At 59.9% G+C, this 24,758-nt stretch carries 25 protein-coding genes; 17 read left to right on the forward strand and 8 right to left on the reverse strand.

What is annotated here, in order from left to right:
* The 5 genes from CBB91_RS05450 to CBB91_RS05470 all read left to right on the forward strand — a co-directional run.
* A partial coding sequence (locus tag CBB91_RS05450) for a peptidoglycan DD-metalloendopeptidase family protein (RefSeq protein WP_273012652.1) occupies window positions 1–407 on the forward strand: 407 nt, incomplete at its 5' end.
* 27 nt (window positions 408–434) lie between these two features.
* On the forward strand, window positions 435–1,757 hold the full coding sequence (locus CBB91_RS05455) for a S41 family peptidase (RefSeq protein ID WP_273012654.1): 1,323 nt from the start codon (window positions 435–437) through the stop codon (window positions 1,755–1,757).
* An 81-nt stretch (window positions 1,758–1,838) separates the two neighbouring features.
* Window positions 1,839–3,140, forward strand: a complete 1,302-nt coding sequence (locus CBB91_RS05460; protein ID WP_273012656.1) for a divergent polysaccharide deacetylase family protein — start codon at window positions 1,839–1,841, stop codon at window positions 3,138–3,140.
* The gene (locus CBB91_RS05465) at window positions 3,137–3,652 is read left to right on the forward strand and encodes an RNA pyrophosphohydrolase (RefSeq protein WP_035547556.1); all 516 of its coding nucleotides are present in this window, start codon (window positions 3,137–3,139) and stop codon (window positions 3,650–3,652) included. The genes CBB91_RS05460 and CBB91_RS05465 overlap by 4 nt, the downstream gene beginning before the upstream one ends.
* A gap of 27 nt (window positions 3,653–3,679) precedes the next feature.
* Entirely contained in the window at window positions 3,680–4,456 is a 777-nt protein-coding gene (locus CBB91_RS05470) for an alpha/beta hydrolase (RefSeq protein ID WP_273012658.1), read from the forward strand.
* A 53-nt stretch (window positions 4,457–4,509) separates the two neighbouring features.
* Here the strand turns inward: CBB91_RS05470 and folE are convergent, their stop codons facing one another.
* The gene (gene folE, locus CBB91_RS05475; protein ID WP_035548292.1) at window positions 4,510–5,127 is read right to left on the reverse strand and encodes a GTP cyclohydrolase I FolE; all 618 of its coding nucleotides are present in this window, start codon (window positions 5,125–5,127) and stop codon (window positions 4,510–4,512) included.
* A gap of 374 nt (window positions 5,128–5,501) precedes the next feature.
* Here folE and cysS point away from each other — a divergent pair, with 374 nt between their 5' ends.
* The 6 genes from cysS (at window position 5,502) to CBB91_RS05505 (ending at window position 12,247) form a co-directional block, all read left to right on the forward strand.
* On the forward strand, window positions 5,502–6,887 hold the full coding sequence (gene cysS, locus CBB91_RS05480; protein ID WP_273012660.1) for a cysteine--tRNA ligase: 1,386 nt from the start codon (window positions 5,502–5,504) through the stop codon (window positions 6,885–6,887).
* A 194-nt stretch (window positions 6,888–7,081) separates the two neighbouring features.
* Window positions 7,082–7,543, forward strand: a complete 462-nt coding sequence (locus tag CBB91_RS05485) for an iron-sulfur cluster assembly scaffold protein (protein WP_345906739.1) — start codon at window positions 7,082–7,084, stop codon at window positions 7,541–7,543.
* Window position 7,544: 1 nt separating this feature from the next.
* Entirely contained in the window at window positions 7,545–7,892 is a 348-nt protein-coding gene (gene yidD / locus CBB91_RS05490) for a membrane protein insertion efficiency factor YidD (RefSeq protein WP_273012662.1), read from the forward strand.
* A 278-nt stretch (window positions 7,893–8,170) separates the two neighbouring features.
* On the forward strand, window positions 8,171–10,153 hold the full coding sequence (gene thrS, locus CBB91_RS05495; RefSeq protein WP_273012663.1) for a threonine--tRNA ligase: 1,983 nt from the start codon (window positions 8,171–8,173) through the stop codon (window positions 10,151–10,153).
* Window positions 10,154–10,193: 40 nt separating this feature from the next.
* On the forward strand, window positions 10,194–11,441 hold the full coding sequence (locus tag CBB91_RS05500; protein ID WP_345906734.1) for an O-antigen ligase family protein: 1,248 nt from the start codon (window positions 10,194–10,196) through the stop codon (window positions 11,439–11,441).
* A complete protein-coding gene (locus CBB91_RS05505) occupies window positions 11,438–12,247 on the forward strand; it encodes a glycosyltransferase family 2 protein (protein ID WP_273012665.1) in 810 nt (269 codons plus the stop codon). Before CBB91_RS05500 ends, CBB91_RS05505 begins: the two co-directional genes overlap by 4 nt.
* Here CBB91_RS05505 and CBB91_RS05510 read toward each other — a convergent pair.
* Window positions 12,244–12,690 (reverse strand): cupin domain-containing protein, encoded by a 447-nt coding sequence (locus tag CBB91_RS05510; RefSeq protein ID WP_273012666.1) that lies wholly within the window; start codon window positions 12,688–12,690, stop codon window positions 12,244–12,246. The two genes, CBB91_RS05505 and CBB91_RS05510, sit on opposite strands and share 4 nt — an antisense overlap.
* Window positions 12,690–13,463, reverse strand: a complete 774-nt coding sequence (gene gloB, locus CBB91_RS05515; RefSeq protein ID WP_273012667.1) for a hydroxyacylglutathione hydrolase — start codon at window positions 13,461–13,463, stop codon at window positions 12,690–12,692. The genes CBB91_RS05510 and gloB overlap by 1 nt, the downstream gene beginning before the upstream one ends.
* A 38-nt stretch (window positions 13,464–13,501) precedes the next feature.
* Here gloB and CBB91_RS05520 point away from each other — a divergent pair, with 38 nt between their 5' ends.
* Both CBB91_RS05520 and CBB91_RS05525 read left to right on the forward strand, forming a co-directional pair.
* Window positions 13,502–14,245: a methyltransferase domain-containing protein gene (locus CBB91_RS05520; RefSeq protein WP_273012668.1), complete on the forward strand. Its 744-nt coding sequence runs from the start codon at window positions 13,502–13,504 to the stop codon at window positions 14,243–14,245.
* Window positions 14,246–14,313: 68 nt separating this feature from the next.
* The gene (locus tag CBB91_RS05525) at window positions 14,314–14,658 is read left to right on the forward strand and encodes a P-II family nitrogen regulator (protein ID WP_035547527.1); all 345 of its coding nucleotides are present in this window, start codon (window positions 14,314–14,316) and stop codon (window positions 14,656–14,658) included.
* Here the strand turns inward: CBB91_RS05525 and CBB91_RS05530 are convergent.
* Window positions 14,655–15,032, reverse strand: a complete 378-nt coding sequence (locus CBB91_RS05530) for a DUF983 domain-containing protein (protein ID WP_035547524.1) — start codon at window positions 15,030–15,032, stop codon at window positions 14,655–14,657. The two genes, CBB91_RS05525 and CBB91_RS05530, sit on opposite strands and share 4 nt — an antisense overlap.
* A 196-nt stretch (window positions 15,033–15,228) precedes the next feature.
* On the opposite strand from CBB91_RS05530, the gene CBB91_RS05535 reads away from it, so the two are divergent.
* From CBB91_RS05535 to msrB, 3 genes are all read left to right on the forward strand, one after another.
* Window positions 15,229–16,176: a prephenate/arogenate dehydrogenase family protein gene (locus CBB91_RS05535; RefSeq protein ID WP_273012670.1), complete on the forward strand. Its 948-nt coding sequence runs from the start codon at window positions 15,229–15,231 to the stop codon at window positions 16,174–16,176.
* Window positions 16,163–16,402: a DUF2164 domain-containing protein gene (locus tag CBB91_RS05540; RefSeq protein ID WP_273012672.1), complete on the forward strand. Its 240-nt coding sequence runs from the start codon at window positions 16,163–16,165 to the stop codon at window positions 16,400–16,402. The genes CBB91_RS05535 and CBB91_RS05540 overlap by 14 nt, the downstream gene beginning before the upstream one ends.
* Before the next feature lie 68 nt (window positions 16,403–16,470).
* On the forward strand, window positions 16,471–16,995 hold the full coding sequence (msrB, locus tag CBB91_RS05545; protein ID WP_273012674.1) for a peptide-methionine (R)-S-oxide reductase MsrB: 525 nt from the start codon (window positions 16,471–16,473) through the stop codon (window positions 16,993–16,995).
* 7 nt (window positions 16,996–17,002) lie between these two features.
* Here the strand turns inward: msrB and CBB91_RS05550 are convergent, their stop codons facing one another.
* From CBB91_RS05550 to CBB91_RS05560, 3 genes are all read right to left on the reverse strand, one after another.
* Window positions 17,003–18,331, reverse strand: coding sequence for a M23 family metallopeptidase (locus CBB91_RS05550; RefSeq protein WP_273012676.1), 1,329 nt, complete (start codon window positions 18,329–18,331; stop codon window positions 17,003–17,005).
* Window positions 18,332–18,971: 640 nt separating this feature from the next.
* A complete protein-coding gene (locus tag CBB91_RS05555; protein WP_273012678.1) occupies window positions 18,972–19,547 on the reverse strand; it encodes a hypothetical protein in 576 nt (191 codons plus the stop codon).
* A complete protein-coding gene (locus CBB91_RS05560) occupies window positions 19,547–21,841 on the reverse strand; it encodes a S8 family peptidase (protein WP_273012680.1) in 2,295 nt (764 codons plus the stop codon). The genes CBB91_RS05555 and CBB91_RS05560 overlap by 1 nt, the downstream gene beginning before the upstream one ends.
* Window positions 21,842–22,075: 234 nt before the next feature.
* Here CBB91_RS05560 and CBB91_RS05565 point away from each other — a divergent pair, with 234 nt between their 5' ends.
* Window positions 22,076–23,332: an MFS transporter gene (locus CBB91_RS05565; protein ID WP_273012682.1), complete on the forward strand. Its 1,257-nt coding sequence runs from the start codon at window positions 22,076–22,078 to the stop codon at window positions 23,330–23,332.
* On the opposite strand, the gene CBB91_RS05570 is transcribed toward CBB91_RS05565, so the two are convergent.
* Window positions 23,333–24,676 (reverse strand): lytic murein transglycosylase, encoded by a 1,344-nt coding sequence (locus tag CBB91_RS05570; RefSeq protein WP_273012683.1) that lies wholly within the window; start codon window positions 24,674–24,676, stop codon window positions 23,333–23,335.
* Between the last annotated feature and the right edge of the window lie 82 nt (window positions 24,677–24,758).

Consider the following 24,758-nt stretch of genomic DNA (forward strand, 5'->3'; position numbering starts at 1 on the left):
CTTCGCGACCGCTTGGGAAGGCTGTGTTGGGCGCGCTCAAGCCGCCAGTCGCGGGGCAGCTGGCAAGGGCGTTTGGGGAAAAACTGCCGACTGGCGGAAAATCGGAATGGGTGGCTTTCGCCACGCGGGCCAATGCGCAAGTCGTCGCGCCTGTAGGCGGTACAGTGGAATATGCCCGCCCGTTCCGGACGTATGGATCAATGTTAATTTTGCGGACGAGTGACGGCTACCATGTTATTCTTACAGGTATGAGCCGGATCTATGTCACTGAAGGCCAAGGCGTTTCTGCAGGCGAGCCCGTGGGCCGGATGCCCGACCGCGCAGACCCCGTTCCCGAATTGAATATGGAATTAAGGCTTGGCGACAAGGTGATGAATCCGGCAGACTGGTTNCCAGGCCGNAGCTAAGGTCAAAGGATTATGGAGGACTTCAATATGCGTTCACTACTGACGGGGGCTGCCCTCGGTGTCGTATTGGGTGGCGCAGCTGTNGGGTTCTCTGCCTTTGCGTCGCCNGAAGACCGCGCGGAAGACCCACGGATGATCACGTATCAGCAGCTGGACCTGTTCGCTGAAATACTGGCCCGCGCCCGTCAGGACTATGTGACCGAGATTGACGANAAGGCCGCGATGAAAGCCGCCATCAATGGCATGCTGACCTCGCTTGACCCGCATTCAAGCTATCTCGATCCCGATGATTTCCGCTCCATGCAGGTGCAGACCAGNGGGGAATATGGCGGGCTCGGCATTGAAGTCACGATGGAAGATGGCTTTGTGAAGGTGATCTCGCCGATGGATGATACGCCAGCCAGCCGGGCTGGAATTCAGCCGGGCGATCTGATCACAGCCATCAATGGCGCGCCGATCATTGGACAGACCCTGAATGATGCCGTGAAGGAAATGCGCGGTGAGAAGGGGACCGATATCGACATCACCATCCTTCGCGAAGGTGTTGACCCATTCGATGTGACGCTCACCCGCGAAGTTATCCAGCAGAAATCCGTCACCTGGAAGATGCAGGAAAATGACATCGGCTATATCCGTATTTCGACNTTCAATGAGCGCACGACANTGCTGCTGGAAGAGTCGATTGAGGAAATTGCCAAGGAGACTGGCTCGCGTCCGCGTGGCTTGATTCTTGACCTGCGCAACAATGGCGGCGGGCTGCTCGATCAGGCTGTTTCCGTGTCTGACATGTTCTTGTCAGGCGGTGAGGTCGTGTCCACGCAAGGTCGTCGTATCTCGGATATGGAGCGCTATAATGCCCGGTCTGGCGAAGTCTTCAAAGGCACGCCAATGATCGTGCTGATCAATGGTGGGTCAGCGTCTGCGTCAGAGATCGTCGCTGGCGCACTACAAGATCGCAATCGCGCGACCGTGATTGGCACAACCAGTTTCGGCAAAGGCTCAGTGCAGACAGTCATCCCGCTTGGCGCAGATCGTGGCGCAGTTCGCCTCACCACGGCGCGCTATTACACGCCGGCCGGTCGCTCGATTCAGGCGCTCGGAATTGATCCGGATATCGAGATCACGCAATCGCGCCTGACCGAAGAAGAGCTTGCCCGCATCAAGCGCTGGTCGGAAGCAGATCTTCCGCATGCGCTTGCCAATGAAGATGGCGAGGCTCGCCAGGACATCTCCATGCCGGACGAACAGCCGCCTGAAGACTGGGATGGTGAGGACTATCAGCTGAAAAGAGCTGTGGAAATGTTGAACGAAGGCACTGTTACCGCCAGTGCAATTCGCCGAGCTGGTTAACGAGATCTTTGCAACCTGTTAACCAGTTGGATGCAATTCTGTTCGTTCGGAATGCACCAATCTGATTAATGAGGTCCATGAATGGCTAGCCGCAGGGATGCCGACCCGTCTCCATTGCGTTCGGGTCTGACTCATACCGGATTGAGCCTGCTCGTGTTCGGAGGCATCGCCGCCAGCCTTGGCGCTGTGATCCATTATTCCGGCAATCCGGCAAATTCAGGCCCTCGTGAGGTGCTTGCCCTGTTCGAGACAAGTCAGGGGTCGCAAGCCAATCTGAAAACGCGCCTTAAATCGGAAACGCCGACCGGCGTTGCGGCGACGGTCGTTCTGGCGGATGACGACACCATCGGCATGCAACCCACACTGGGCGTGGAATACAGCGAGGCGCCGGTTTTGGCTGCCGAGGCCCAACCAACAGGTCAGGGCGATGAAGATTCAGCGGGTGCAGGCATTCGCATCAACGGCACCCTGGTGCGGCCGGGCGAGTCCTATGGGGAAATAACCCGGATCACGTCGCTCGACCCCGCGCCAATTTCCGGTCTGTCAGAGCGCGTGAACGGGCTGACCCTGCCGCGTATCTCTGCTGAGGGCCGGGCACCATCAGACGTGTACGCGCGCCCCTTTGCCAATCCGGGCAACCAGCCGGTTGTCGCGCTCGTCATCGGCGGACTCGGCATCAATGCCACACATACGAAAGCCGCGATCAACGAGCTTCCGCCTGAAGTGACTTTGTCCTTCGCGCCGGACGCCGGGAACCTCCAGTATTGGGTCAATCAAGCGCGCGAGAAGGGCCATGAAGTCCTGATCGAAGTGCCGATGGAGGCATTTGAGTACGGGCGTATGAAGATGCACCCGCAGACGCTGTTGGCAAATGATGATGGTACGCGAAACATTCCGCGGCTTGAGCGTTTGCTCAGCCGTGCAAGCGGCTATTTCGGCATTATCAACTATCAGGGTGCCAAGTTTGCAGAAGACGCAGGCGCGGTGAACTCGGTTCTGGACATTCTCAAGGATCGCGGTGTCGCGCTGATAGAAGATGGCAGCTTCTCTGGTGGTGCATTTGACACGGCAGCTGGCCAGACGAATCTGAAATATGCGCGTGCAGCCAGCACGATCGACGCCAAAATGAATGCGGATGATATCCGCAATGAGTTGCTTGGTCTGGAAACACTGGCCAAGGAAAGCGGCGGTTCGATGGGGGCAGGGTATGCCTACCCGCTAACCATCGAGATCGCGAAGGATTGGACGAAGGATCTGCAGAATCGCGGCGTTCTTCTTGCCCCTGTCTCCGCGCTGACCGCTGAAAAGTCTGCAGAAAATGACGCGTTGCAGCCGGTGAAGACTGGAAGCTTGATGCAGGCTCCGCTAAACCCTGAAGGGTGAGCGTAACAATACCTGATCCAGACCTGTATCGGCCGAATGTCGGCCTCGCCGTGTTTTCAAAGGCGGGGCATGTTTTCATTGGCCGCAGGATAAATGGCCGTGGGGCCTTCCAATGGCAGATGCCGCAGGGCGGGATCGACAAGGGCGAAACGCCGCTTGTTGGGGCGCTACGAGAACTCGAAGAAGAAGTCGGAATTCCCGACAAGCTCGTAGACGTTCTCGAAGAGACATCCGACTGGCTCTACTATGACTTTCCACATGATGTGAAAAAGCGCCTGCCGGGGCCCTATATCGGGCAGCGGCAGAAATGGTTCGCGTTGCGCTTCAAGGGCTCTGACAGTGATGTGCGCCTGGACCGGCACACGCCGGAATTCGATGCATGGCGCTGGGCACGTCTTGAGGAAGTTCCGTCCATGGTCGTACCCTTCAAGCGGATGGTGTACTCCGAAGTGGCCGAACGGTTTCGGACCTGGTGCGAACCGGTTCCGGGCCACAAGGAAACCCAAGGCTAGAGACCAGCAGACCTGAAGGGCGCCCTGATGACAAAATCCCTGTTGATGATCCATGGTATCGGGTGCGGCGGAGAGGTTTGGGATCGCATGCGGCCCGGCTTTGAGGCGGCTGGCTGGCTCTGCGAAGCGCCAACCCTTTTTCCGGATCGCCGCGTTCCNGANAACCCGCCTGAATCGCTCGCGGAACTTGGCCTGGATGATTATGTCTCGGCGATGGCTGACAAAGCGCGCGCGATGGCGGANGAGACGGGTGCGCCGCCCGCGGTAATTGGCCATTCGATGGGCGGNCTCATTGCGCAGTGCCTGGCAGAGGAGGGGCTTGTCAGTCAGGCGGTGTTCCTTACGCCTGCGCAGCCCAAGGATTGCGCTGTGGTGACGCTGTCGGTTGCGTATACTTTCCTGAATATCCTGATCGGACGTGACCGCACCAAGGGGTACAAGATTTGGCAGTCAGGCTTCCGGTATGGCGTGCTCAACAAGGTTGCGCGTCGTCGGCATGCGGAAATCTATGCAAGTGCCCTGTATGATTCCGGCAAGGTTTATGGCGACATTTCTGATGGTATTGAGGTTGACGAATCCCTGNTCAAAATTCCTACACTGACCATCGCGGCAGGAGCTGACCGGGCAACGCCTGCCAAGGGGGTTCGGAAGGTCGGTGAGAAATACGCCAAGAGCCCCGTCGCCGGAGACTTCNTGGAATACAAGGANAACGCGCACTGGATCGTTGATGAGCCGGGCACGGACAAGGTTGTGGCCGATATTGTCGCCTGGCTGGAGCGGGCTAGGCTTGATGAGACCCCATAAAGAAAAGCCCCAACCATCCGGTCAGGGCTTTCCTGTTTCGATGAAGATGCGGCTCAGCCCTTGCCAGCCATGCGCAGGAAGCGGTTGCGCAGGTCTGCATCAGATTTGAACACGCCCGTGAATTGCGTGGTGATCGTGCTGACATCCTTGTGGTGAACGCCGCGCGTGGACATGCATTCGTGGACGGCATCAATCAGGACAGCCGTGCCCATAGGGGCCAGGCTTTCGGTGATCGCATCACAGATTTGCGCTGTCATGGTTTCCTGTGTCTGCAGGCGTTTGGAAAAGATCTCCACGACACGTGCCAGTTTGGAAATACCCACAACGGCTGCCGATGGCATGTAAGCCACGTAAGCCTTGCCGAGGAAAGGCGCCATGTGGTGTTCGCAATGGCTTTCCACGTCAATGCTGCGCAGCATGACGATGTCGTCATAGCCCTGCACGTCTTCAAAGGTGCGTGACAGGTACTTTACCGGGTCTTCGTCATAGCCGGAGAACCATTCCTTGTAGGCATTGACCACGCGTTTTGGCGTATCAAGCAGGCCTTCTCGCTGTGGATCGTCGCCAGCCCATGCAATGAGCGTGCGAACGGCCTCTTCAGCTTCCTGAACGGTGGGGCGCTTCACAGGCTCAGCGCGTGCCTTGTCTTTATTGGGAGTGATGGCGTCCATTGCCATGATTGAAGTTTCCTTCGACTGAGGGACGGGGGTCGAGCCGAGGCTTGGTCTGGGAAAGCGCGTTCATCTTGCTCCCCTGCCCGGACTTAACGCCCGCCCGGAGTTGATACCCTCAGGGCGATATGAGGAACATAAGGGCGTGAATGCCCTGTTTCCAGCCCTTTCTACGGTGACGTTGCGCCAGTGGATGAGTCATTTCTTGGCTTTTTTGTACGTCAATGATACTGGCTCGCGGATGAAAACGATCCGATTTCACCGCTGTTCTGCCTGCTGCTGTTGCTGTTGACGCCTCAACGCGCCATTAGGGCTGGCCATATATTCCCGAAGCCAGTGCATTCCTCAGACTTTCGAAATCGAGCCATAAGACCATGACAATCCGCCTTTATGACACCGCCGCGCGTGAAAAGCGCGTATTCGAGCCGCAGGATCCGGCCCGGGTCACGATGTATGTCTGCGGGCCAACCGTCTACAACTACGCCCATATCGGCAATGCGCGCCCGCCCATCGTATTTGACACGCTGCGGCGTCTGCTGATGCGGGTGTATGGTGAGGATGCCGTCGTCTATGCACGCAACATCACCGACATCGAAGACAAGATCATCAAGGCGAGCCAGGAGAGCGGTCAGCCGATTGCGGAGATCACCCGGAAATTCGCGGACATCTACAATGCTGACACGACGGCGCTGAACGTTCTGCCTCCGAGCATCGAGCCGTGGGCGACGCAGCATGTCGGCGAGATGATCGACATGATCGAAAAGCTTGTTCGCAAGGGCTATGCCTATGTCGGCAAGGAAGGCGTCTGGTTCTCCGTCAAGACCATGTCCGACTATGGCAAGCTGTCAGGTCGCAAGCTGGAAGACAATGAAGCCGGCGCGCGGGTTGCGGTCGATGCGGACAAGCGCGATCCGGCAGATTTTGCCCTCTGGAAGTTCGCCAAGCCCGGCGAGCCGGAAGACGCGATCTGGGATAGCCCGTGGGGCAGGGGACGCCCCGGCTGGCATATCGAATGCTCGGCCATGGCCGCGAAACATCTTGGCAAGACGATCGACATTCATGGCGGCGGGATTGATTTGCAATTCCCTCATCATGAGAACGAGATTGCCCAATCCGAATGTGCGCACGGCGAGGTNATGGCGAATTACTGGTTGCACAATGGCTTCCTCGACATGGGCGGCGAGAAGATGTCGAAGTCTCTCGGCAATGTCGTCCTGGTTCACGACNTGCTCCAGAAATGGCCGGGCGAGGTGCTGCGCTTTGCNATGTTGAGCGGGCATTATCGCGCGCCCCTCGACTGGACCGAAGACCTGCTGAAACAGGCAAAGACGACACTCGACCGCATCTATGGCGCACTTCGCCGGGTCTGGGCCGCTGAAGGCGGAGAGATCGATGACCGCGGCGTGTTTGATGCGCTGTGTGATGACCTGAATACGCCGGAGGCGTTAGCGTCCCTTTCCCGTCTGGCAGGGGAAGCGAACACTGCTGCCGACAAAGGCGATGTTGACGCCATGGCGACAGCGCGCGCCAACCTGCTGGATGCAGGGGCTTTTCTCGGCCTGCTGACGATGACGCCGGCAAGCTGGGAACAGGGCGGCGATGATGACGACAAGGCGCGAATTGATGCGCTTGTTCAGGCCCGGATTGATGCTCGCGCGGCAAAGGATTGGGCAGAGGCAGATCGCATTCGCGATGAACTTGCTGCCGAAGGTATCGAGATCATGGATGGGGCAGGCGGCTCGACCTGGAGACGGGCCTGACAGCGTTGCCCATGACGGAAGCTTTATTTGACCTTAAGCGCGCCGTTCGGTCTGGTGCGGACCGGGCCTGAGCGTCCCGATTTCAATGCAAGACACACTTCGCCGCCTGATGGGCCTTTTGGTCATCATCAGGCGGCTTTTTTCGTCACAGCTGCAATGGCTTGCAAGAGGGGCGACCCAGAGCCATGTTCCGGGTGATGAGCGAGCTATATCACAATCGGGTTTTGGAACTGGCAGCAGGCATCCCGCATGTCGGCGACCTAGAGTCGCCGGACGGGTCCGTGCTGAAAGTGTCCCGCGTTTGCGGATCGACCGTGAAAGTGGACCTGACACTGGACGAGGCAGGCGAGCGCGTGACCGCAATTGCTGTAGATCCCAAGGCTTGCGCGCTGGGGCAAGCCGCGACGTCGATCCTGGCCGAACATGCCGTTGGCGCGACGATTGAAGAAATCATCGCGGCGCGCGATGCGCTGAAAGACATGTTGAAAGACAATGGCCCCCCACCGGAAGGCCGGTTCTGGGAGCTGCGCCATCTTGAGCCCGTGGCGGACTATCCACCGCGGCACACATCGACCCTGCTGGCATTTGAGGCGGCTGTCGCGGCCATCGATGAGGCACTCGCCAGTCGCGGATTGTCGCGAGCGGCAGTGAATTGAGATGGCCGGGCTGAGGCGGCACGCGGCGGAGAGCCTGCTTTGGCTCTACAAACACGGGCCGAGCCAGATTTTCTATGCCTTCGGCGCACGTTGCCAGCACACACCGACTTGCAGCGAATATGGCGCTGAATGTGTTGCGCGTTTCGGTTGGTGGCCGGGCATCTGGATGGCGCTGGCGCGTTTTATCCGGTGCAGGCCCGGGGGAAGTCTTGGAAGAGATCCTGTGCCCGAATCCCTACCGAAAGTGCCGTTCTGGCAGCCTTGGCGATATGGCGAATGGTCAGCCGGGAAGGTGATGGCGCGAATTGAAAACCGGAACACGTCGTGCCATATGAATTGCAATGAGTGATATTCGTTGCCTTTTCGGCCCTGTTGGCCTGACCACACGAACTCGCCGGGGTGCCTGACGCGCCCTTGGCCGCGCTGCTGCGCGCCCGCATCACGCACCCGTAAAACAGCCTGAAATGAACCCCGGACTCTGGTTCCGGCCTGCCAGACTGCACGTTCAATGTGTATGGGGTGGGAAATCTGGTGAAGTCGCGTTAAGCAGTCGCCGGATAAAGGGCCAGACCGGAACCGAATTTGCCGCGCTGCCTGCAGCGCTGAAATGCACGAAAAGACTGAACCATGATCAAAGTTTCCCTGCCAGACGGCTCCGTTCGAGAATATGAAGACGGTGCGTCTCCGTTCGATGTCGCCAAATCNATTTCCAACTCCCTTGCCAAGAAAGCGCTCGCCGCGCGTGTTGATGGCGAACTGAGGGATCTGATGCGCCCGCTTGAGGGGGATGCCAGCATTGAGATCGTCACGGCGAATGATGCCGATGGCCTTGAACTGATCCGCCATGACGCGGCGCATGTGCTCGCCCAGGCGGTGCAGGAACTCTATCCCGATGCACAGGTCACGATCGGACCGGTGATCGATGATGGCTTTTATTACGACTTNGCCCGCGANGAGCCTTTCTCAACGGAAGACTTCGAAAAGATCGAGAAGAAGATGCGCGAGATTGTCGACGCAGACTATCCGATCATTCGCGAAGTCTGGGCGAAGGAAGATGCCATCGAGACGTTCAAGAAGATCGGCGAAGACTACAAGGCTCAGATCATCGACGACATCATCCCGCCGGGCGAACCGATCACGGTCTACAAGCAGGGTGAGTGGTTCGATCTGTGCCGGGGACCGCATCTGCCATCGACGGGCAAATTGCCAAAAGCCTTCAAACTGATGAAGTTGGCGGGTGCGTATTGGCGGGGCGACTCGAAGAACGAGATGCTGCAGCGCATGTACGGCACGGCCTGGGCGAACGAGAAAGACCTGAAAGCCCATCTCACGCGTCTGGAAGAGGCCGAGAAGCGCGACCACCGTAAGCTGGCCACGCAGCTGGACCTGTTCCATCTCGATGGCCTCGCTGCGGCGGGCTCCATCTTCTGGCATCCGAAAGGGTATCAGATCTGGCGTCAGATTGAATCTTACATGCGTCGCCGCCTCGATGCGGCAGGCTATGAAGAGATCAAGACGCCGCAGCTGATGGACTCCGTTCAGTGGGAGAAATCCGGTCACTGGGGCAAGTATCGCGAGAACATGTTCATCGTTCCGGATTTCATTCCGGAAGGGGATGAAGGCGTTGAAATCTCCGTGCCGGAAGATGCCAAGCTGATGGCGCTGAAGCCAATGAACTGCCCGGCGCATGTCGAAGTATTCAAGCAGGGCCAGAAATCCTATCGTGACCTGCCGCTTCGCCTTGCAGAATTCGGATGCTGTCACCGCAACGAGCCGCATGGCGCGCTGCACGGCATCATGCGCGTTCGTCAGTTCACGCAGGACGATGCACATATCTTCTGCCGTGAAGACCAGATCGTCGAGGAGTCGATCAAGTTCTGTCGCCTCTTGGAAAGTGTTTATCGTGACTTCGGCTTTGAGGACATTGCGGTGAAATTGTCCACGCGTCCGGATGTGCGTGCCGGCAGTGACGAGACGTGGGACCGGGCCGAGAAAGGCCTTCAGGAGGCGGTCGATGCGGCGGGCCTGCCATGTGAGATCATGCCGGGCGAGGGGGCATTCTATGGTCCGAAGCTGGAATTCCAGCTGACTGATGCGATTGGCCGCGTCTGGCAGTGTGGCACGCTGCAGCTTGACTATGTGCTGCCTGAGCGTCTCGGCGCAGAGTACACAGCGCCGGATGGATCGAAACAGCGCCCCGTCATGCTGCATCGCGCGATCCTGGGATCGATGGAGCGGTTCATCGGTATCCTGATCGAAGAATTCTCAGGCGCGTTCCCGCTCTGGCTGTCGCCAGTGCAGGTCGTGGTTGCCGCCATCACGGACGCGGCCAACGATTATGCCGAAGAGGCCGCCGAGGCGCTGCGGAAGGCCGGGCTGCGTGTCGAGACGGATCTTCGCAATGAGAAGATCAACTACAAGGTCCGCGAACACTCCGTTCAGAAGGTCCCGATCATCGCGGTAGTCGGCGGACGCGAAGCGGAAGATCGTACGCTCGCGCTTCGCCGCCTGGGCAGCAATGGTCAGCAGATGATCTCTCTGGATGACGCATGTGTAGACCTCGCGCAGGAAGCGCTGGCGCCTGACCTGAAGGTCAGCAACGCCGAATAGACGGGTGACAGGCAGGGCAGATCAGGAAAAGATGCGTGGCATGAGTTACGCACCTTTTCTTGCTGCGGCATTCCTGTTGTGGCCGATTACCAGCATGGCGGGCACGCAGGGCAATCCACTCTTGCTTGGTCTTGCGGCTGTTCCTGTACTGTTTATTGCACGACCCGGAATTCGGCCGAAGGCGTATGTCGTGGCGGCACTCGCATTCATTGCCTGGGCCGTGATCACCGAATTCTGGTCTCCCGGGTCGAGAGGAATCATCAGCGGCAGTATCTTCGGAGGTGACCTGGCGATTCGGTCAGCCGGATTGCGTCTCGCACTCGTCCTAGCATTCGCAGTTTTACTGGTGGGCGGTCTGCTTAAANTTCAGGANGGGCGCGCTCAGGTNTCNTCCCGTATCATGCTGGGAAGCGTTTCGATACACGGTGTCATGGTCTGGCTCAGCCCTTTCCTGGCGGCATCTGTCATNCCGTTTTTNTATGATCACGATCCTGCGCAGTATCCGAGTGGGTTCCAGAATCTGGACCGGGGCGCCAATGCGTTCGCACTCGTGTTGCCCGTGCTCGCTGCATATCTGGGAACGCGGGCGGGTCTGGCCTGGAAGGCGCTCGCGTTTGTCGCTGTTTTGGCGAGCGTCGCCAGTTTTGCCTTGCTCGGAGTATCCGCTGCCATGTTTGGCGCGATCTTGATGTTGGTCGCATTTCTGGTGGTGCGCGTGTTCCCGAAATATGGATTGCGCGGCTTGTTCACCTTCGCCGCTGCCTATCTCCTGAGTGCACCGCTCTTGATCGGCGGATTGCTGGGCTTGGTAAAGGCAGCCGGGATCAATCTGCCGGGCTCCTTCCAGTCGCGCGCCTGGTCTTGGGAGGTTGTGATCGGAAAGATCGGAGAGGCGCCGCTGCAGGGGCATGGAATTGAGGCCTCGAAAACTTGGCAGGAGACCTATGCGGAGTATCCTGACTGGATGGCGCAGCTGCCGGACTTCTGGGCCTATTATCCCGTCGTGCCCGGACATCCTCACAATATGGCCCTGCAGATATGGGCGGAGACCGGATTGATCGGGGCGACGTTTGCATCGCTGGCAATCCTGCTTCTTGGATGGACACTTCCCCTGGGCGACAGGTTGAGGGTTGATGTGCGCTATGCGACGGCGGGAATGCTCGCAGCGGCGCTGTGTCTTTTCAGCTTCTCCTACAGTGTCTGGAACGAAGCGTTCTGGGCGACTTTGGCGCTGGCCGTCGGCGCGCTCTTTCTTCTGTCACGGCGGGTACGGGAATCGCTTGCATGACCCTTCCAACAATTACGGCGATCGTGGTGAGCTATCACACCGGGCCACGCCTTCACGAATGTCTGTATGCCCTGAAATCCGATCCGGACGTCTCCGAAATTGTTGTCGTGGACAACGGCAACCCAGTTGGTGAGCAGGAGTGGATTGATCGGTTCGTGGCAAAGTCTGACAAGGTTCATCTGGTCAGGGACGGGACCAATCCCGGCTTTGGCGCTGGCGTGAACAAGGGCGCCGCCGGCGCGCTTGGCAAGTTGTTGCTTGTGATCAATCCTGATGCCGTTCTCAGGCGCGGGTCATTGGCGCGCATGGTGGGCGCGATGGACCAGCGCGCTGAGCCCGTTCTGGTTGGCGGCAAGATATTCGATATTCATGGCCGGGAGGAACGCGGTGGCCGGCGCAATACGCTGACGCTTGCTCGTGCGATGGGGTTTGGGAAATGGACGTTGGAAAACGACCCGCCTCCAAGAGAATCCATCGAAGTCGGGGCGGTTTCCGGTGCGTTCTTCATGATCGACCGTCAGGCATTTCGCAGCATGGGCGGCTTCGATGAAGACTATTTCCTGCATGTCGAAGACGTTGATCTCTGCCGCCGCGTGATCGAGATGGGCGGAAGCGTTGTGTATCAACCGCATGCAAGCGCGCTGCACTATGGTTCGACTTCGGATGTTCCATCTGAAGCGGTTCTCGAACACAAGGCGCAGAGCCTGTCCCGCTATTTCCGCAAGTTTGCCAGGAGCCGGAGCGAGCGCTGGTTTGTGGCGATCGTGTCTCCGTTGATGAAACAAGCGCTCAAAATGCGTGGCTAGATGACCGGGCGCCACTGGTCTGGTGCGAGTTCGAAGCCTCCGAAATGAAAAGCGGGTGCGACGATGCAGGAAACAAGCGTCCACGCGCCAAGGGTTTCTGCGGTCTGCCAATAGTTTGCCGGAACGATTCCCTGAGGGGAGTGGCCAGCGCGCAAATCCGGACCGAGGGTCATGGCGCGTGCCCCTTGTCCATCGGGTGGTGACAGGGTCAGGGACAGCGGACCGCCCGCATGCCACAGCCAGAATTCGTCTGCATCAACCCGATGCCACGCAGAGACTTCATCTGCCTGCAGCAGGAAATAGATCATTGTTGACGCGGCACGTTCCCCATTGAGGGCAGGGGCGCGATAGCTTTCGCTGTAATGACCGCCTTCCGGATGCTTTCTCAGGCCCAGCATTCGAATGATCTCGTTTGCGCCGAGGTCGCCGGAAATGGCGGGCATCAGAAGCGGTCCTTTCGGGTCCGGATCTCCGCAAAGGTGTCAACTGTATTGCCCGGATGGCCCATGGCGCTTTGCAGCGCGGGATCATCGGCGCGCAGGAATGGATTTGTCGCAAGTTCCTTGTCGAGCCGCGTCGGTACAGTCGGCAGGTCGCGTGACCGGCGATCATCGATCCATCGAATATAGTCCGCCAGATCGGTATTGTCCGGATCGATGGTCTCTGCGAACCGGGCATTTGCCTGAGTGTATTCGTGTGCGCAGTACAATTGCGTCTCTGGCGGCAGGGATTTCAGCTTGGACAGGCTGTCCCACATCATTGCCATTGTCCCTTCGAACACGCGGCCACAGCCAAGCGCGAAAACGGAATCGCCGACAAAGGCAGTATTCTGCTCTGCAAAGTGAAACGCGATATGTCCAAGTGTGTGGCCGGGCACATCCAGAACGTCTGCTGTCGCGCGGCCAAGCTCAACGCGGTCGCCTTCCGACAATTGCACATCGATACCAGGAATTTTCTCGGCTTCGCCGGCGGGTCCGTAAATCGTGCAGTCGGTTGCGTCCTTGATCTTCAGATTGCCGCCGGCATGGTCCGGATGCCAATGCGTGTTCAGGATGTGGCTGATTGACCAGCCCATTCGATCCGCTTCTGCCAGGTATTTGTCGGCATCGGGCGTGTCGATGGCGGCGGTTTGTCCTGACCAGGCTTCATGCACGAGATAGCCGTAATTATCGTTCAGGCAGGGAAATTTGTGTATGTCGAGGGTGATCTTCGTCATCAGTGTCTCCAGCAGACCAGACTAGCACAGGGCCGTTCATGCGTCAGGATGCCGTCACTTTGCAACGTTTCTATGCGTCCGCCCTCGGTTNGGCGGCGGCGNGGATACTATCGGGCAAGCTGACTGACCTCTGGGGAGATGCGAGGGGNCTGTCGCTACTCGGGCTTGGATACGCCATTCCGGTGCTGGAGGCTTTCGGTGGAACGCCCAGCCGCAGCGTTGCGGGGGTTCCGCTCGATCATGGGCCTGTGAATTGGAACCCGTTCGGCAGGGGAAATGCCACGGTTTCAGTCGGTGATGAACGATTGCCTTTCCCGGATGGCATGTTCGATCGCGTCATTGTGCTCCACGGATTGGAGGAGTCCGGCAATCCGCGCGCCTATCTGCGTGAGATCTGGCGCGTCACCGCCCCTGAAGGGCGTATCGTGCTGGCGGCGTCCAATCGGTCGGGTCTCTGGTCGCGTGCGACGCGGACGCCTTTCGGGCAGGGCAGGCCGTGGACCAGGGCGCAGTTGATGAATTTGCTGTCCATCGGCCTGTTTCAGGTTACCGCCTCCAGCAGCGCGCTTTACATGCCGCCTGTGGCCACGCCGCTGGTCACGACCGCCGCAGAAGGTTGGGAAGTGATGGGGCGAATGCTTGCGCCGGGGCTGGGCGGTGTGGTGCTCGTGGAGGCCGTAAAGCGCCTTTATGCCTCTCCAGGAGGCGGTGCGGAGGCACCTGTGACCGGAAAAGTGCGTTTGACGCGGCCTGCGACAACCAATGGTCGCGAAAGACATTGACGCCCCAACCGGGCGCTCTGTACTTTAGAAAGACCTAATAGGCATTACAGATCAAAGGATTGAGCGCCATGAAACTCGTAACCGCCATCTTCAAACCAAGCCGGCTGGATGCGGTCATCGATGCGCTGTCCGAAGCGGGCGCAACCGGTCTGACCGTCTCCGAAGTTCGTGGCTATGGTCGCCAGTTGGGCAAGACNGAAGTCTATCGCGGCGCTGAGTATGAAGTGCGCCTGCTGCCAAAGGTGAAAGTGGAGGTCGCATGTCCCGCGGCATCTGCTGAACGCTATGCAGAGGCGATCACGCAGGCGGCGAATACCGGCACAATCGGCGATGGCAAGATCTTCATCTACGATCTCGACAGCATCATCCGGATTCGTACCGGCGAGCGCGATGAACAGGCTGTTTCCGGCTAGTCTTCGCTGCCGGGTTTGAAGCTTGCCTCTTCAGCGCCGTGATGGAGCTGGAGGTTCAGCAGCACACCTTTTGCGACCGGGAGCAACCAGAGCGACAATCCCACAACGGCTGCACACAGCACGATGAACGCGATGATCATCGGCACCAATGGCAATGGGCTCATCGGCAGCAGGAACAGGAATGGCGCGAGCAGCAACAGCACGCCAAACCCGACGAAAAAGGCGGGTCCGTCCGCCGTATCGGCTGATGACATGTCCCGCCCGCAAACCGGGCATGTCTCGTGCAGTTTGAGGTAGGAGCTGTACAGCTTGCCCTCACCACACTGGCCGCAGCGTTGTCGAATTCCGGAAAGGATGGGGGAGGGTTGGCTCATCTGTCGATACCTTTGCTCGGTGTCGTATCGCGTTGCTTNGTGTCGTCATTTGTCGCGATATGTTGCGTTCTGTCGCTCAAATGTAAGTGTGATGTCGCGGCTGTCATCTGCGGTAGATGGTTGCAGGGACATCAGACCTTGACCAATCGCGCCGCATTCCGCACCAGAGCGAGCGAAATCTGACTGCAGGAACTCCATGACCAACCCCGTCTTTGAAAAGATCGCCATCATCGGCGCCGGCCTGATCGGCGCGTCCATTGCCCGGGCGACCCGCGCCTATGGGGCAGCGGAGACGGTCAGCCTGTATGACGCCGATCTGGATGTGCGCCAGCGTGCGGCCGCGATTGATCTCGGCAAAATCGCAGACGATCTGGCAACAGCGGTCGCGGATGCCGATTGCGTTATCCTGTGTGTGCCGGTTGGCGCGCTGAAAACCGTTGCCGCTGAAACCGTTCCGCTGATGAAAGCCGGCGCGATCCTGACAGATGTCGGCTCGGTGAAGGGGCAAGCGGCGGACGCGTTGGCGGCGGCGGCGGACGGGCGCGTTCACATCATTCCCGGCCACCCGATTGCAGGTACTGAGCAATCCGGGCCGGAAGCGGGCTTTGAGACCCTGTTCCGGAATGCCTGGCATATTCTGACCCCTCTCAAGGTAGACGGCGAGGAGTATGCCGAGGCGGTGTCTCGCCTCGAATCCTTCTGGACGCAGCTTGGCGCGACGGTCGAGACGATGGATGCCGCGCGGCATGACCGCGTTCTGGCGATCACGTCTCACCTGCCGCATCTGATTGCCTTCAACATCGTGGCGACAGCCTTCGACATGGAGACGGTGGAGCAGGGCGAAGTGGTGAAATACTCCGCCGGTGGTTTCCGGGATTTTACGCGTATTGCTGCCTCCGACCCGGTCATGTGGCGCGATGTGTTCCTCAACAACAAGGATGCCGTGCTGGAGTGTCTGGGCCGATTTTCTGAAGACCTGGCCGCGCTGCAACGGGCCATTCGCTGGGGCGACGGCGAGACGCTGTTCAATGAATTCACGCGGGCGCGCTCAATCCGGAAAGCCATCATTGATGCCGGCCAGGATTCCGGCGCGGTGAACTTCGGGCGCAACCAGCGCAAGGGAGACGGAGATGAAAAAGCTTGAGCTGACCGAAGAACGCCGCGTGACCTTGCGCGGGCATTTGCAAACCCTGTTTGCCACTGAGTTCGACGAACGGCTGAGCGATTTCCGCGCCGACGACATTATTGACCTGATGATCAANACCCTTGGCCCGGCTGTCTACAATCAGGCCGTGGCCGATGTTCGGGCGCATTTGCAGGGAAAGCTGGACGATCTGGACGGTGAAGTCTGGGTCGAAGACAGCCACTGACACAGGTTTCACGCGCTTGTGTGTAGTGCGCGACTGAACCATGCGGCATGGTCCCGCGTATGAAACGCATGACCCAAACGCTTTCCCGCCGCGCGTTGCTCCTCACCGGGGCCGCCTCGTTAGGCCTTGCCGCCTGTTCCATCAATTCGACCTCTGAAGCGGCGGATGCCGAGAACGAGAACAATGAGGATCGCTATGCGGACTCAAAATGGCGGCAGCTGACCGAAGAGGACTGGAAAGCGCGCCTCAGCGCGGCGGCCTATGGCGTGATGCGCAAGGAAGGCACGGAGCGGCCATTCACGTCTGACCTGAACAATGAGGCCCGAACCGGCACTTATCATTGTGCGGGCTGTGACCTGCCGCTGTTTTCATCGGATACAAAGTTTGATTCCGGCACAGGCTGGCCAAGCTTCTTCGATGTGTTGCCCGGCGCGATGGGGACCAAGCCTGACCGCAAACTTATCTATGTACGGACAGAATATCACTGCGCCAGATGCCTCAGTCATCAGGGCCATGTCTTCGAGGATGGCCCGGCGCCGACCGGCCTGAGATATTGCAACAATGGCGTTGCGCTGACCTTCAGACCGGCCTGACCGAAACCTATTCGATGATTTCCATGCCTTCGGGAATGATGAAAGGCGCGGTGGCCACCTCGACGCCCCCGGTTTCGATCACTTCGCCCGGCCCGCCTTCGCGGCGCTCATAGGCCTCTGCAAGAGACAGATAGGGCGGGACATGGATCCAGCCTGAATTGGCATCATTCTGCGTGATCTCGAAGTGCAGGTGGAACGTGGTCGGAGTGCCTCCAAAATCGTTGGAGACATATCCAATGTGCTGGCCTGCGGTGACGGGATCACCGGCCTTCACCTCCAGCTTGCTCATGTTCATGTGCATGTATTTGTAGATCCGGCCGCCCGCGCGCAGATTCACGCTATAGGTGCCAACATGAGAGATGATGCCGTCCTCCACAGCGACCACCTTGTGCAGGGCACGGTCCGCCGCTGATGTGCGGCGCAGCGTATTGCAATCCGCCGCTGTGCCGACACGAATGTCCTGCCCCTGATGAACCTTCGGAAGAGGGCAGTAGGGAGAGGTGCGATTGGCCGAGCGGACTTCGCAGAAATTATCTCGCCACGGATAAGTGTAGTTGCGCGCATCGCATTGGTCGCCGCCTGCAACGCCGCCGCCAAAGCTGAACACTTGTGACTGAAGATAGGCCGGCGCATCCGCAATCGGGAAGACGATGTCGGGCGCATAGGCAATCTGGTCAGGCGCGCCCTGACCGGAGCCGGGCAGCAGTGCGCCGGCTTCGAAATAGCTGAAAGTGGGCTCGACAGGGTCCGGAAGGCTGGCTGTGTCGTCGCCACCATCATTCGCTGGCGTATCCGTATCGCCCGGCGTGTCCGGAGCCTGGGTGTCATCTGAGCCTGCATCGTCATCAGATGGGGGATTGGTGTCGGTATCGTCGCCAGCGTCCAGATCAGTGTCGATGTCTGTGTCCGGAACGGTGTCTGTGTCGTCAGGATTGTTTGTATCCGCATCCGGTTCGCCGTCGGTGGTGTCGTCCGCGGCGGGCGTGTCGGCGTCGTCTGCGGGTGCATCTGCGTCTGTATCAGTTGCCGCATCCGTATCGTCAGGAAGGTCGTCGCTTCCATCGTCAGGCTCTGCCGGATCATCCGTTACGGGATCAGTGGGCATATCCGGCCCGGCATCTACATCGCCGTCATCTGTGCCGGTGTCTCCACCCGTACCGTATGGATCATCCACGGGGGCAGAGGGCGGTGGCGGCCCCGGTGCGCCCGGCGGAACAGCCGGGCCAGTGTCCGGCGTTTCCGGGCTTGGCCCGCCATCCCCCGGAAATCTCACAAAGTCGCATGCGGCGAGCATCAGAGCGGTGCTCGCCAGTAGCAGCAATCTCGTTGGTTTCATCAACGCGTCCCCGCAATTACCAGCTTGTTGGTGACCTCCAGAGCTTCCTGCTCGGAGATACACTCGGCTTCACTTGTTGGCAGCGCCTTACACTCGAACTCGACGAGATAGTCAGCGCCATAACGTGAGAAGGAGACCTGGGCGCCCGTCATTGTAGACGTATAGGTCAGCACCGGTTCGATCTCATCTTCCGGGCGCGCATCGGCGCCGATCACTTCATTTGTTCCGTTTACGACGATGTCATAGTCGATGCCGGGATAGGCCGCGAAATAGCCATCGCTCATGGGCTGGAAGCGCACACCGCCCTCAGCGCCCTGAGGCACGACGATGCCGGTCGGCAGCAGGACCGGAACGGGCGGGGCGTTGCTGCCGGACGCGACCTGGAATCCGGTTTCGCTGTCTTCACTGGAGCGCGCGGCCATGTCGGCGCGGGCGGCTTCCCAGTCAATCGTAGCCGTGCTGGCCGTCATCACCGGGCGTTCCGCTTCGGTAGGCATCTCGACCTGCGCTTCTTCCTCGGGGGCAGGGGGGGCNGTGATTTCGACCGGNTCAGGCTCATCGGGGGATCTCGCGATCAGAAAATCGCAGGCCGTCAGGGAAACGGCGCATGCGGAAGCGATCAGGATCGTGCGGGTAGCAGTCATTTGCGTTTGTCCTCTCCGGGATGGGCAACAAAGTCCGGGTCTGCATAGGCAACCCCGTCGATCGACAGAATCCTTGTACGGATTTCCTCGATCCGGCCGCGCGTGGCATCGACGCCTGCGGGCAGCGTATAGGCAAGGCTGATCTCTCCGGAATAGCTCGCGCCGACGAGCTTGAACTCCTTCAGCGCCGGAATGTCTGCAGCGAGATCATCAAAGGCGGCCAGCGCCGTGTCGCGGTCGCGCTTGTAGTTGCGGCAGATCGTGTCGATCTCCGGCCGCCCTTTGAGGCGAACGATGAAGGTAACCTCTGCGGGGCCAGATGCTGCCGGGGCGTCTTTGGATGTGGAGGCCGCCTGAACCTGTTCCACGCCGACACTTCCGATTGGGGGGCGGGGATCCGTCTTTGGCGCCTCTACGGGCGAGACGACGCTGCCCTGCTGGATGGCCGGTTGCGGCGTATCCGGATCATCATTTGCCACGAAGACCAGGCCCACCGCGCTCCCCAACAGGGCGATTCCGGCAATGCCGAGGGGGCCGCCGACATGTATGGGGGAGGGGCGGCGCTTTGACATTACTCGCCGCCGCTACTCATCTTTTCCGGCACCAGCGCCAGGTCCAACAGGCCCTGACCGCACGGGCGTGAACACATGCCCTCGCTGCCTTCAATCGGCGTGGTGCCCGGATAGAGCGCGCAGGAGCCGGAGCATTGTTGCGCAGAGCGGGGCGACACAGCCGCCAGCAGGGTCGCCTTCAACTCGTCCGGCGTCGCGTCCGGGTCGCGGGCCTTTAACAGGGCGAGCGCGGCAGAGACATGCGGCGCTGCCATCGATGTGCCCTGTTCGAAGGCGTAGTAGCAATCTTCAACAGCGTCGCCCGTCAGCGGGTCATAGCAATTGGTTGCGGCCTTGGTGGACAGCACGCCGTCCGGGCGACCATCGCCATTGTCATCACGCGTCAGATCCCCACCCGGTGCCAGAATGTCGACTTCCGGACCAAAGTTCGAATAGGGCGCGATCACGCCGCGGGCATCGCCTGCCGCCACTGTGATGACGTTGGCGCAGCCGCCGGGCGCGTAGTATTGCGTGGCGACNCGGGCATTNCCCGCAGCGGACACGACGATCACGCCGCGTTCCGTGACGGAGTCGATGGCGTCCTGCAGGGAGGCCGGGCAGAATTCGAACAGGCCGATGGACAGGTTGATCACGTCCGCCGGATTGTCGTTCCAGATCTCGTTGCCTTCTTCATCTTCGGCCGGGATCAGCCCGCCCGCCCAGCGGATGGCATCATTGATGTCAGACAGTCGACCGCCGCATTTGCCGAGTGCACGAACGGGAACGATCTTCACATTCCACGCACCGCCNGCAACGCCGGAGGCATTGTTGGTGGCTGCGGCGCCGATCGTGCCGGCCACATGCGTGCCGTGGAACGTGTCAGCGGCATAGGGCACAGACGGGTCACACAGATCGCCGGGGTCATTCGGGTCGCTGTCACGGCCATCGCCATCATTGCCCATGCGCGGATCCGATACCATGTCCCAGCCCGGCGCGATGTTTGGGGAATCCTTGATGTCGGGGTGTTCCAGCTGCAGGCCGGTATCCACCACCGCGACGACGACGTCTTCAGAGCCTTCCGTTCCCTGACGGGTCCAGAAATCCTGGAAGCTTGAACCGCCAATGGATTCGCCTTCGCCGGAGCCATTGTTCTGGAAGTGCCACTGCAAATCCCAGAGCGGATCATTCGGCGTGATGGAGGCATCGGTGATGACATCTGGCGTCACGCCCGTGCCGGTAGTCGGTGTATCCGGTGTGGGTTTGCGGGCGAACTGGTTCTCGAAAATATAGTCTTTCTCGACATATTCGAATTGTCCGGACTCGCGCAGATCCTTCACGATGCATTCTGTGGCCAGGACCGGGCTCGACTGTACCTGCATCATGTCCGGATTGTCGGGGCACTCCAGCTTGGCATCGACCGCGAGGAAATTCTGCAGCGCGCTGCGCGGGGCACGCTCAGGCGTGAACTGGGTCGGGCTCGCGCCATCCTCGCCAATCTGGATGACCATCTGGCCCTCGCGCGACAGGGCAACTTCGCCGCCCATGCCATATTTTGACAATGTGTCGAGCATGACGGAGTTNGCATCACGCTGCGCGGTGATTGCATCGCGGCTGATGACAGAGCGGCGCGCCAGTTTGCGGGCAGCCTTCTGCTCGATCACCGGGGCGGATTCCAATGAGCGTGTGTTCAGGGAACGGGTACGCTTGACCGGNGCTGGCTCTTTCGCGGCGGCTTGCTCCAGTTCGCGGGAGGCTTCCTCGATCTTCTGAAGGGTNTGCTCTCTGGCCGCGGGGTCCAGCTTGATTTTCGGCATCACGCGNGCGGGCTGTACCGTCAGGCTGCGTGTGGTGGAGGGCGCTGCGGGTGCGGGCGCTGTGATGGCGTCCATGTCTGCGTCCGGCGCGCTTTCCAGCGCGACCTCTTCCTCGGCGACCTCCTCAAGCGCTTCCGGGTCTTCCAGGAACAATGCGTCGTCTTCGACAACTGCCATCGCCTCGGCGGGCGGAATGTTTTTTGGTTTTGCGATGATGGAGCCAATGGCGAACATCGAGCTGGCGCTGGCCGTTTCGAAATTCATGTCGTTGCGCACTGTGCCGGCGATTGCGCGATCTGCGACGTCGACGGCTTCCAGTGCGTTTGGTGACGATGGCTCGACAATGGTCCGTCCGCTCAGCTGATCCAGGGTCGAATCGGCCAGATCGCGGGCGCGTTCGAGACGCAAATCCTGTTGGTCGCAGGATGACAGGGCGAGCAGGCCCGCCATGGCTGTGCCGAGTGCCAGACCGGCTGGCTTAGACATCAATTTCCGCAGCATGTGAGATATCCCCGTGCGTTTCCCAAGATACTCCCAGCCTCTTAAGTTAACCCTTTAGCAAGATTATGACGAGGGTGGGGCATTGTCCAACCATAACCCGCTTCCGNGCTGAANGTCGTGTNGGAATTCGGTTGCCTNCCTGTCCCAACGGCACGCCCGTCATGATGCTGGACATTTCCCGATGACGGGCCGAAGACAGATGACATGAGCGCAGGGCAAATGATTCCTCCAGACATGTCACGGCCAGACCGACGCGGCGCGTTCTTCCTTTTATTCTTCTCTCTCATGGCAATTGGCGCGGGCAATACGATGCTGATCGCAGCAGTCTTGCCACCGCTCACGCGGGAGATCGGACTGCCGGACTGGATGGCCGGCGCGGTGTTNGGTCTTTCGGCGCTGTGTTGGTCGCTGATGTCTCCATTCTGGGGNGGGCGGTCCAATCGGTGGGGCAGGCGGCCCGTCGCGGCGCTTGGCCTTGCGGGCTATGGCGTCTCCATGCTGCTNCTCTTCCTGACAGGNNTGCTNACCCTGACAGGNGTGCTGACGGGCACGTTTCTCATGTTTGCCTGCCTTGCCATGTCGCGGTCCATTTTCGGCCTTATCGGTTCCGGCACGAACCCCGCCGCGCAGGCCTATGTTGCNGACCGGACCAGCCAGGCGGAGCGCCAGTCAGAAATCGCCTTCATCACATCCGGCTTCAGCGTCGGCACAGTGATCGGCCCGGCCTTCGCCGCGGCGCTTGTGGCCACGCTGGGCCTGCTCAGCCCATTGCTGCTGACGGCGATCATCGCGTTCACCATGTCGGCCATGATCTGGTTCCGGCTGCCGGAAGATCGCGCACCTGTGACAGATGCCACGCAGATTGAGGAAATACCGGGCGCGCGCGGCTTGTGGCGCTCCGGCCCGGTCTTGCCGTTTCTGATCTTCGCAGTTTGCCTGTCGCTGACGACCGGCGTGCTGACGCAGGTTTTCGTCTTCTCGGTGATGGACAAGCTGGGCGTGTCCGGGAAAGAAGCCGCGCAATTCACCGGGCCTGCCTTCACCGTGGGCGCGCTTGCCGTTCTGCTTGCGCAGCTCGTGCTGATCCCGCGCATGAAACTGAAGAACAAGACGCTGATGTGGGGCGGGTGCCTGCCCTTGTTGGCGGGGGCCTTGCTGATGGTGTTTGCGCAGGACTACGCCAATCTTATCCTCGCCCAATTCTGCATCGGGCTGGGGCAGGGGCTGGCGCGGCCGGGCTTTTCCAGCGGCGCCTCGCTGGCTGTCTCGCCGCAGCTACAAGGCAATGTGGCCGGACTGGTGATCTCGGCGAACGGCATGGGCTTTATCATCACGCCCTTCTTCGGCCTGTTCGTATATGAGTATGTCCATCCCCAACTGCCCTTCCTGTTCTGCGCAGCCTTGCTGGCCTTCATGATCCTTTATGCGCGGTTCGGGCTGAAGGATGGCGTCGGCGAGCCAGATGAAGACGAGGCCGCCGACGCTCTTTGATCAGTTTGTGCTGGAGGCGACGCCGACAACCGGGCTGCCCATGACCGCGGACAATGCCTGCTTTGTCGGATAGCCGTCTGCGACCAGTCCTTTTGACTTCTGGAAGGCCTGGAGCGCGCCCTTCGTGCGGCGGCCGGGAATGCCGTCGACCACGCCTGCATCAAAGCCGCGTGCGTTCAGCTCGGCCTGCAGGATCTTGATCTCAGCCACGGTCAGCGGAGTCAGATGGGTTGGCCAGGATGCGACGGGGCCGGTCTGGCCTCCCATGGCATCGCCTGACAGGCCAACCGCAAATGCATAGGAGTCTGCATTGTTGTAGGTCTTGAAGGCCTTGAAATTGTTGAAGAGCAGGTATTTCGGGCCTTCTGCCCCGGCAGGCAGCCAGAGTTCGGCATAGTTCGCGCCGCCCGTATTGAATGCGCCGCCCCGCGCCGGCACGAGCCCCGCGCCGGACCAGGTTTCCACGCGGCGTTCATTGCCATCGGCCAGGCTGAAATCAAAGCCGGTTGGGGCCAGTACTTCGATGCCCCAGGGCTGGTTCAGCGTATAGCCGGAATTGGCGAGATAATTGGCGGTCGAGGCGAGGGCATCGGCCTCATTCTCCCAGATGTCCTTCTTGCCGTCGCCGTCAAAATCCTCGGCATAGGCAATGAAGGTGGAGGGCATGAATTGCGTGTGACCCATCGCGCCTGCCCACCCGGCGATCAGATCATCTCGGTCTGCATCGCCTTGTTCCAAAATCTTGATGATGGAGAGAAGCTCGCGCTCGGCGAGGCTCTTGCGGCGGCCTTCGACAGCCATGTTGGCGAGCACGTTCGGCGCATCGAAATTGCCTTTCACTGCACCAAAGCTTGTTTCCATCCCCCAGATAGCGACGATCGCTTCACGGTCGACATTGTAGGCGGCCTCCAGCGCGTCGAAAAGCGCAGGGTTTTCAGCAAGGCGGGAGGCACCGGTGCTGATGCGGCTATTGCTCATCGGGACGCGGAGATAATCCCAGATCGGCTTGGCGAATTCGGCCTGGTCTTCAATCCCGGTCTTGGCAGGCTGGAAGGCGGAGCCCAGCCAGAGTTCCAGAGGCGAGATTCCAGATAGAACCGATTTCACCACATCGCGGTCATGGCCTGCTGCGAGCGCCTTCTCGGAAAAGGCAGCGCGCCAGGCGTCCATACCGGCATGCCCGGAGGTTGCGTATGTGATGGGGCCGGTTTCCGGCGCTGGAACGGGCGCAGGGCCTGCGATGAGCGGGGCAGCCTGTCCGGAACTCGTCGCACAGGCAGCGACCAGCGCGGTCATTGCAGCGGCGGCAATAATGTGAGAGCGCTTCAGCGCGATGAGGGCCATTTTTCCAGCTCCTGAAACTGCACGCTCATGACAGCGTGCATCCTTGACTCTTTGCATCGGATTCATTACCCGCTCCGCTTTC

This window comes from Hyphomonas sp. TMED31, from assembly GCF_002172815.1.
GTDB classification, from domain to species: domain Bacteria; phylum Pseudomonadota; class Alphaproteobacteria; order Caulobacterales; family Hyphomonadaceae; genus Hyphomonas; species Hyphomonas atlantica.

Coding starts and splice junctions, on each gene's coding strand:
- CBB91_RS05555 (WP_273012678.1), bottom strand. CDS start 19,547: ATGTCAAAGCGCCGCCCCTCCCCCATACATGTCGGCGGCCCCCTCGGC.
- yidD (WP_273012662.1), top strand. CDS start 7,545: ATGGCCGGGCTGAGGCGGCACGCGGCGGAGAGCCTGCTTTGGCTCTAC.
- CBB91_RS05570 (WP_273012683.1), bottom strand. CDS start 24,676: ATGGCCCTCATCGCGCTGAAGCGCTCTCACATTATTGCCGCCGCTGCA.
- CBB91_RS05550 (WP_273012676.1), bottom strand. CDS start 18,331: ATGAAACCAACGAGATTGCTGCTACTGGCGAGCACCGCTCTGATGCTC.
- CBB91_RS05460 (WP_273012656.1), top strand. CDS start 1,839: ATGGCTAGCCGCAGGGATGCCGACCCGTCTCCATTGCGTTCGGGTCTG.
- folE (WP_035548292.1), bottom strand. CDS start 5,127: ATGGACGCCATCACTCCCAATAAAGACAAGGCACGCGCTGAGCCTGTG.
- CBB91_RS05505 (WP_273012665.1), top strand. CDS start 11,438: ATGACCCTTCCAACAATTACGGCGATCGTGGTGAGCTATCACACCGGG.
- CBB91_RS05530 (WP_035547524.1), bottom strand. CDS start 15,032: ATGAGCCAACCCTCCCCCATCCTTTCCGGAATTCGACAACGCTGCGGC.
- CBB91_RS05535 (WP_273012670.1), top strand. CDS start 15,229: ATGACCAACCCCGTCTTTGAAAAGATCGCCATCATCGGCGCCGGCCTG.
- msrB (WP_273012674.1), top strand. CDS start 16,471: ATGACCCAAACGCTTTCCCGCCGCGCGTTGCTCCTCACCGGGGCCGCC.
- gloB (WP_273012667.1), bottom strand. CDS start 13,463: ATGACGAAGATCACCCTCGACATACACAAATTTCCCTGCCTGAACGAT.
- CBB91_RS05510 (WP_273012666.1), bottom strand. CDS start 12,690: ATGCCCGCCATTTCCGGCGACCTCGGCGCAAACGAGATCATTCGAATG.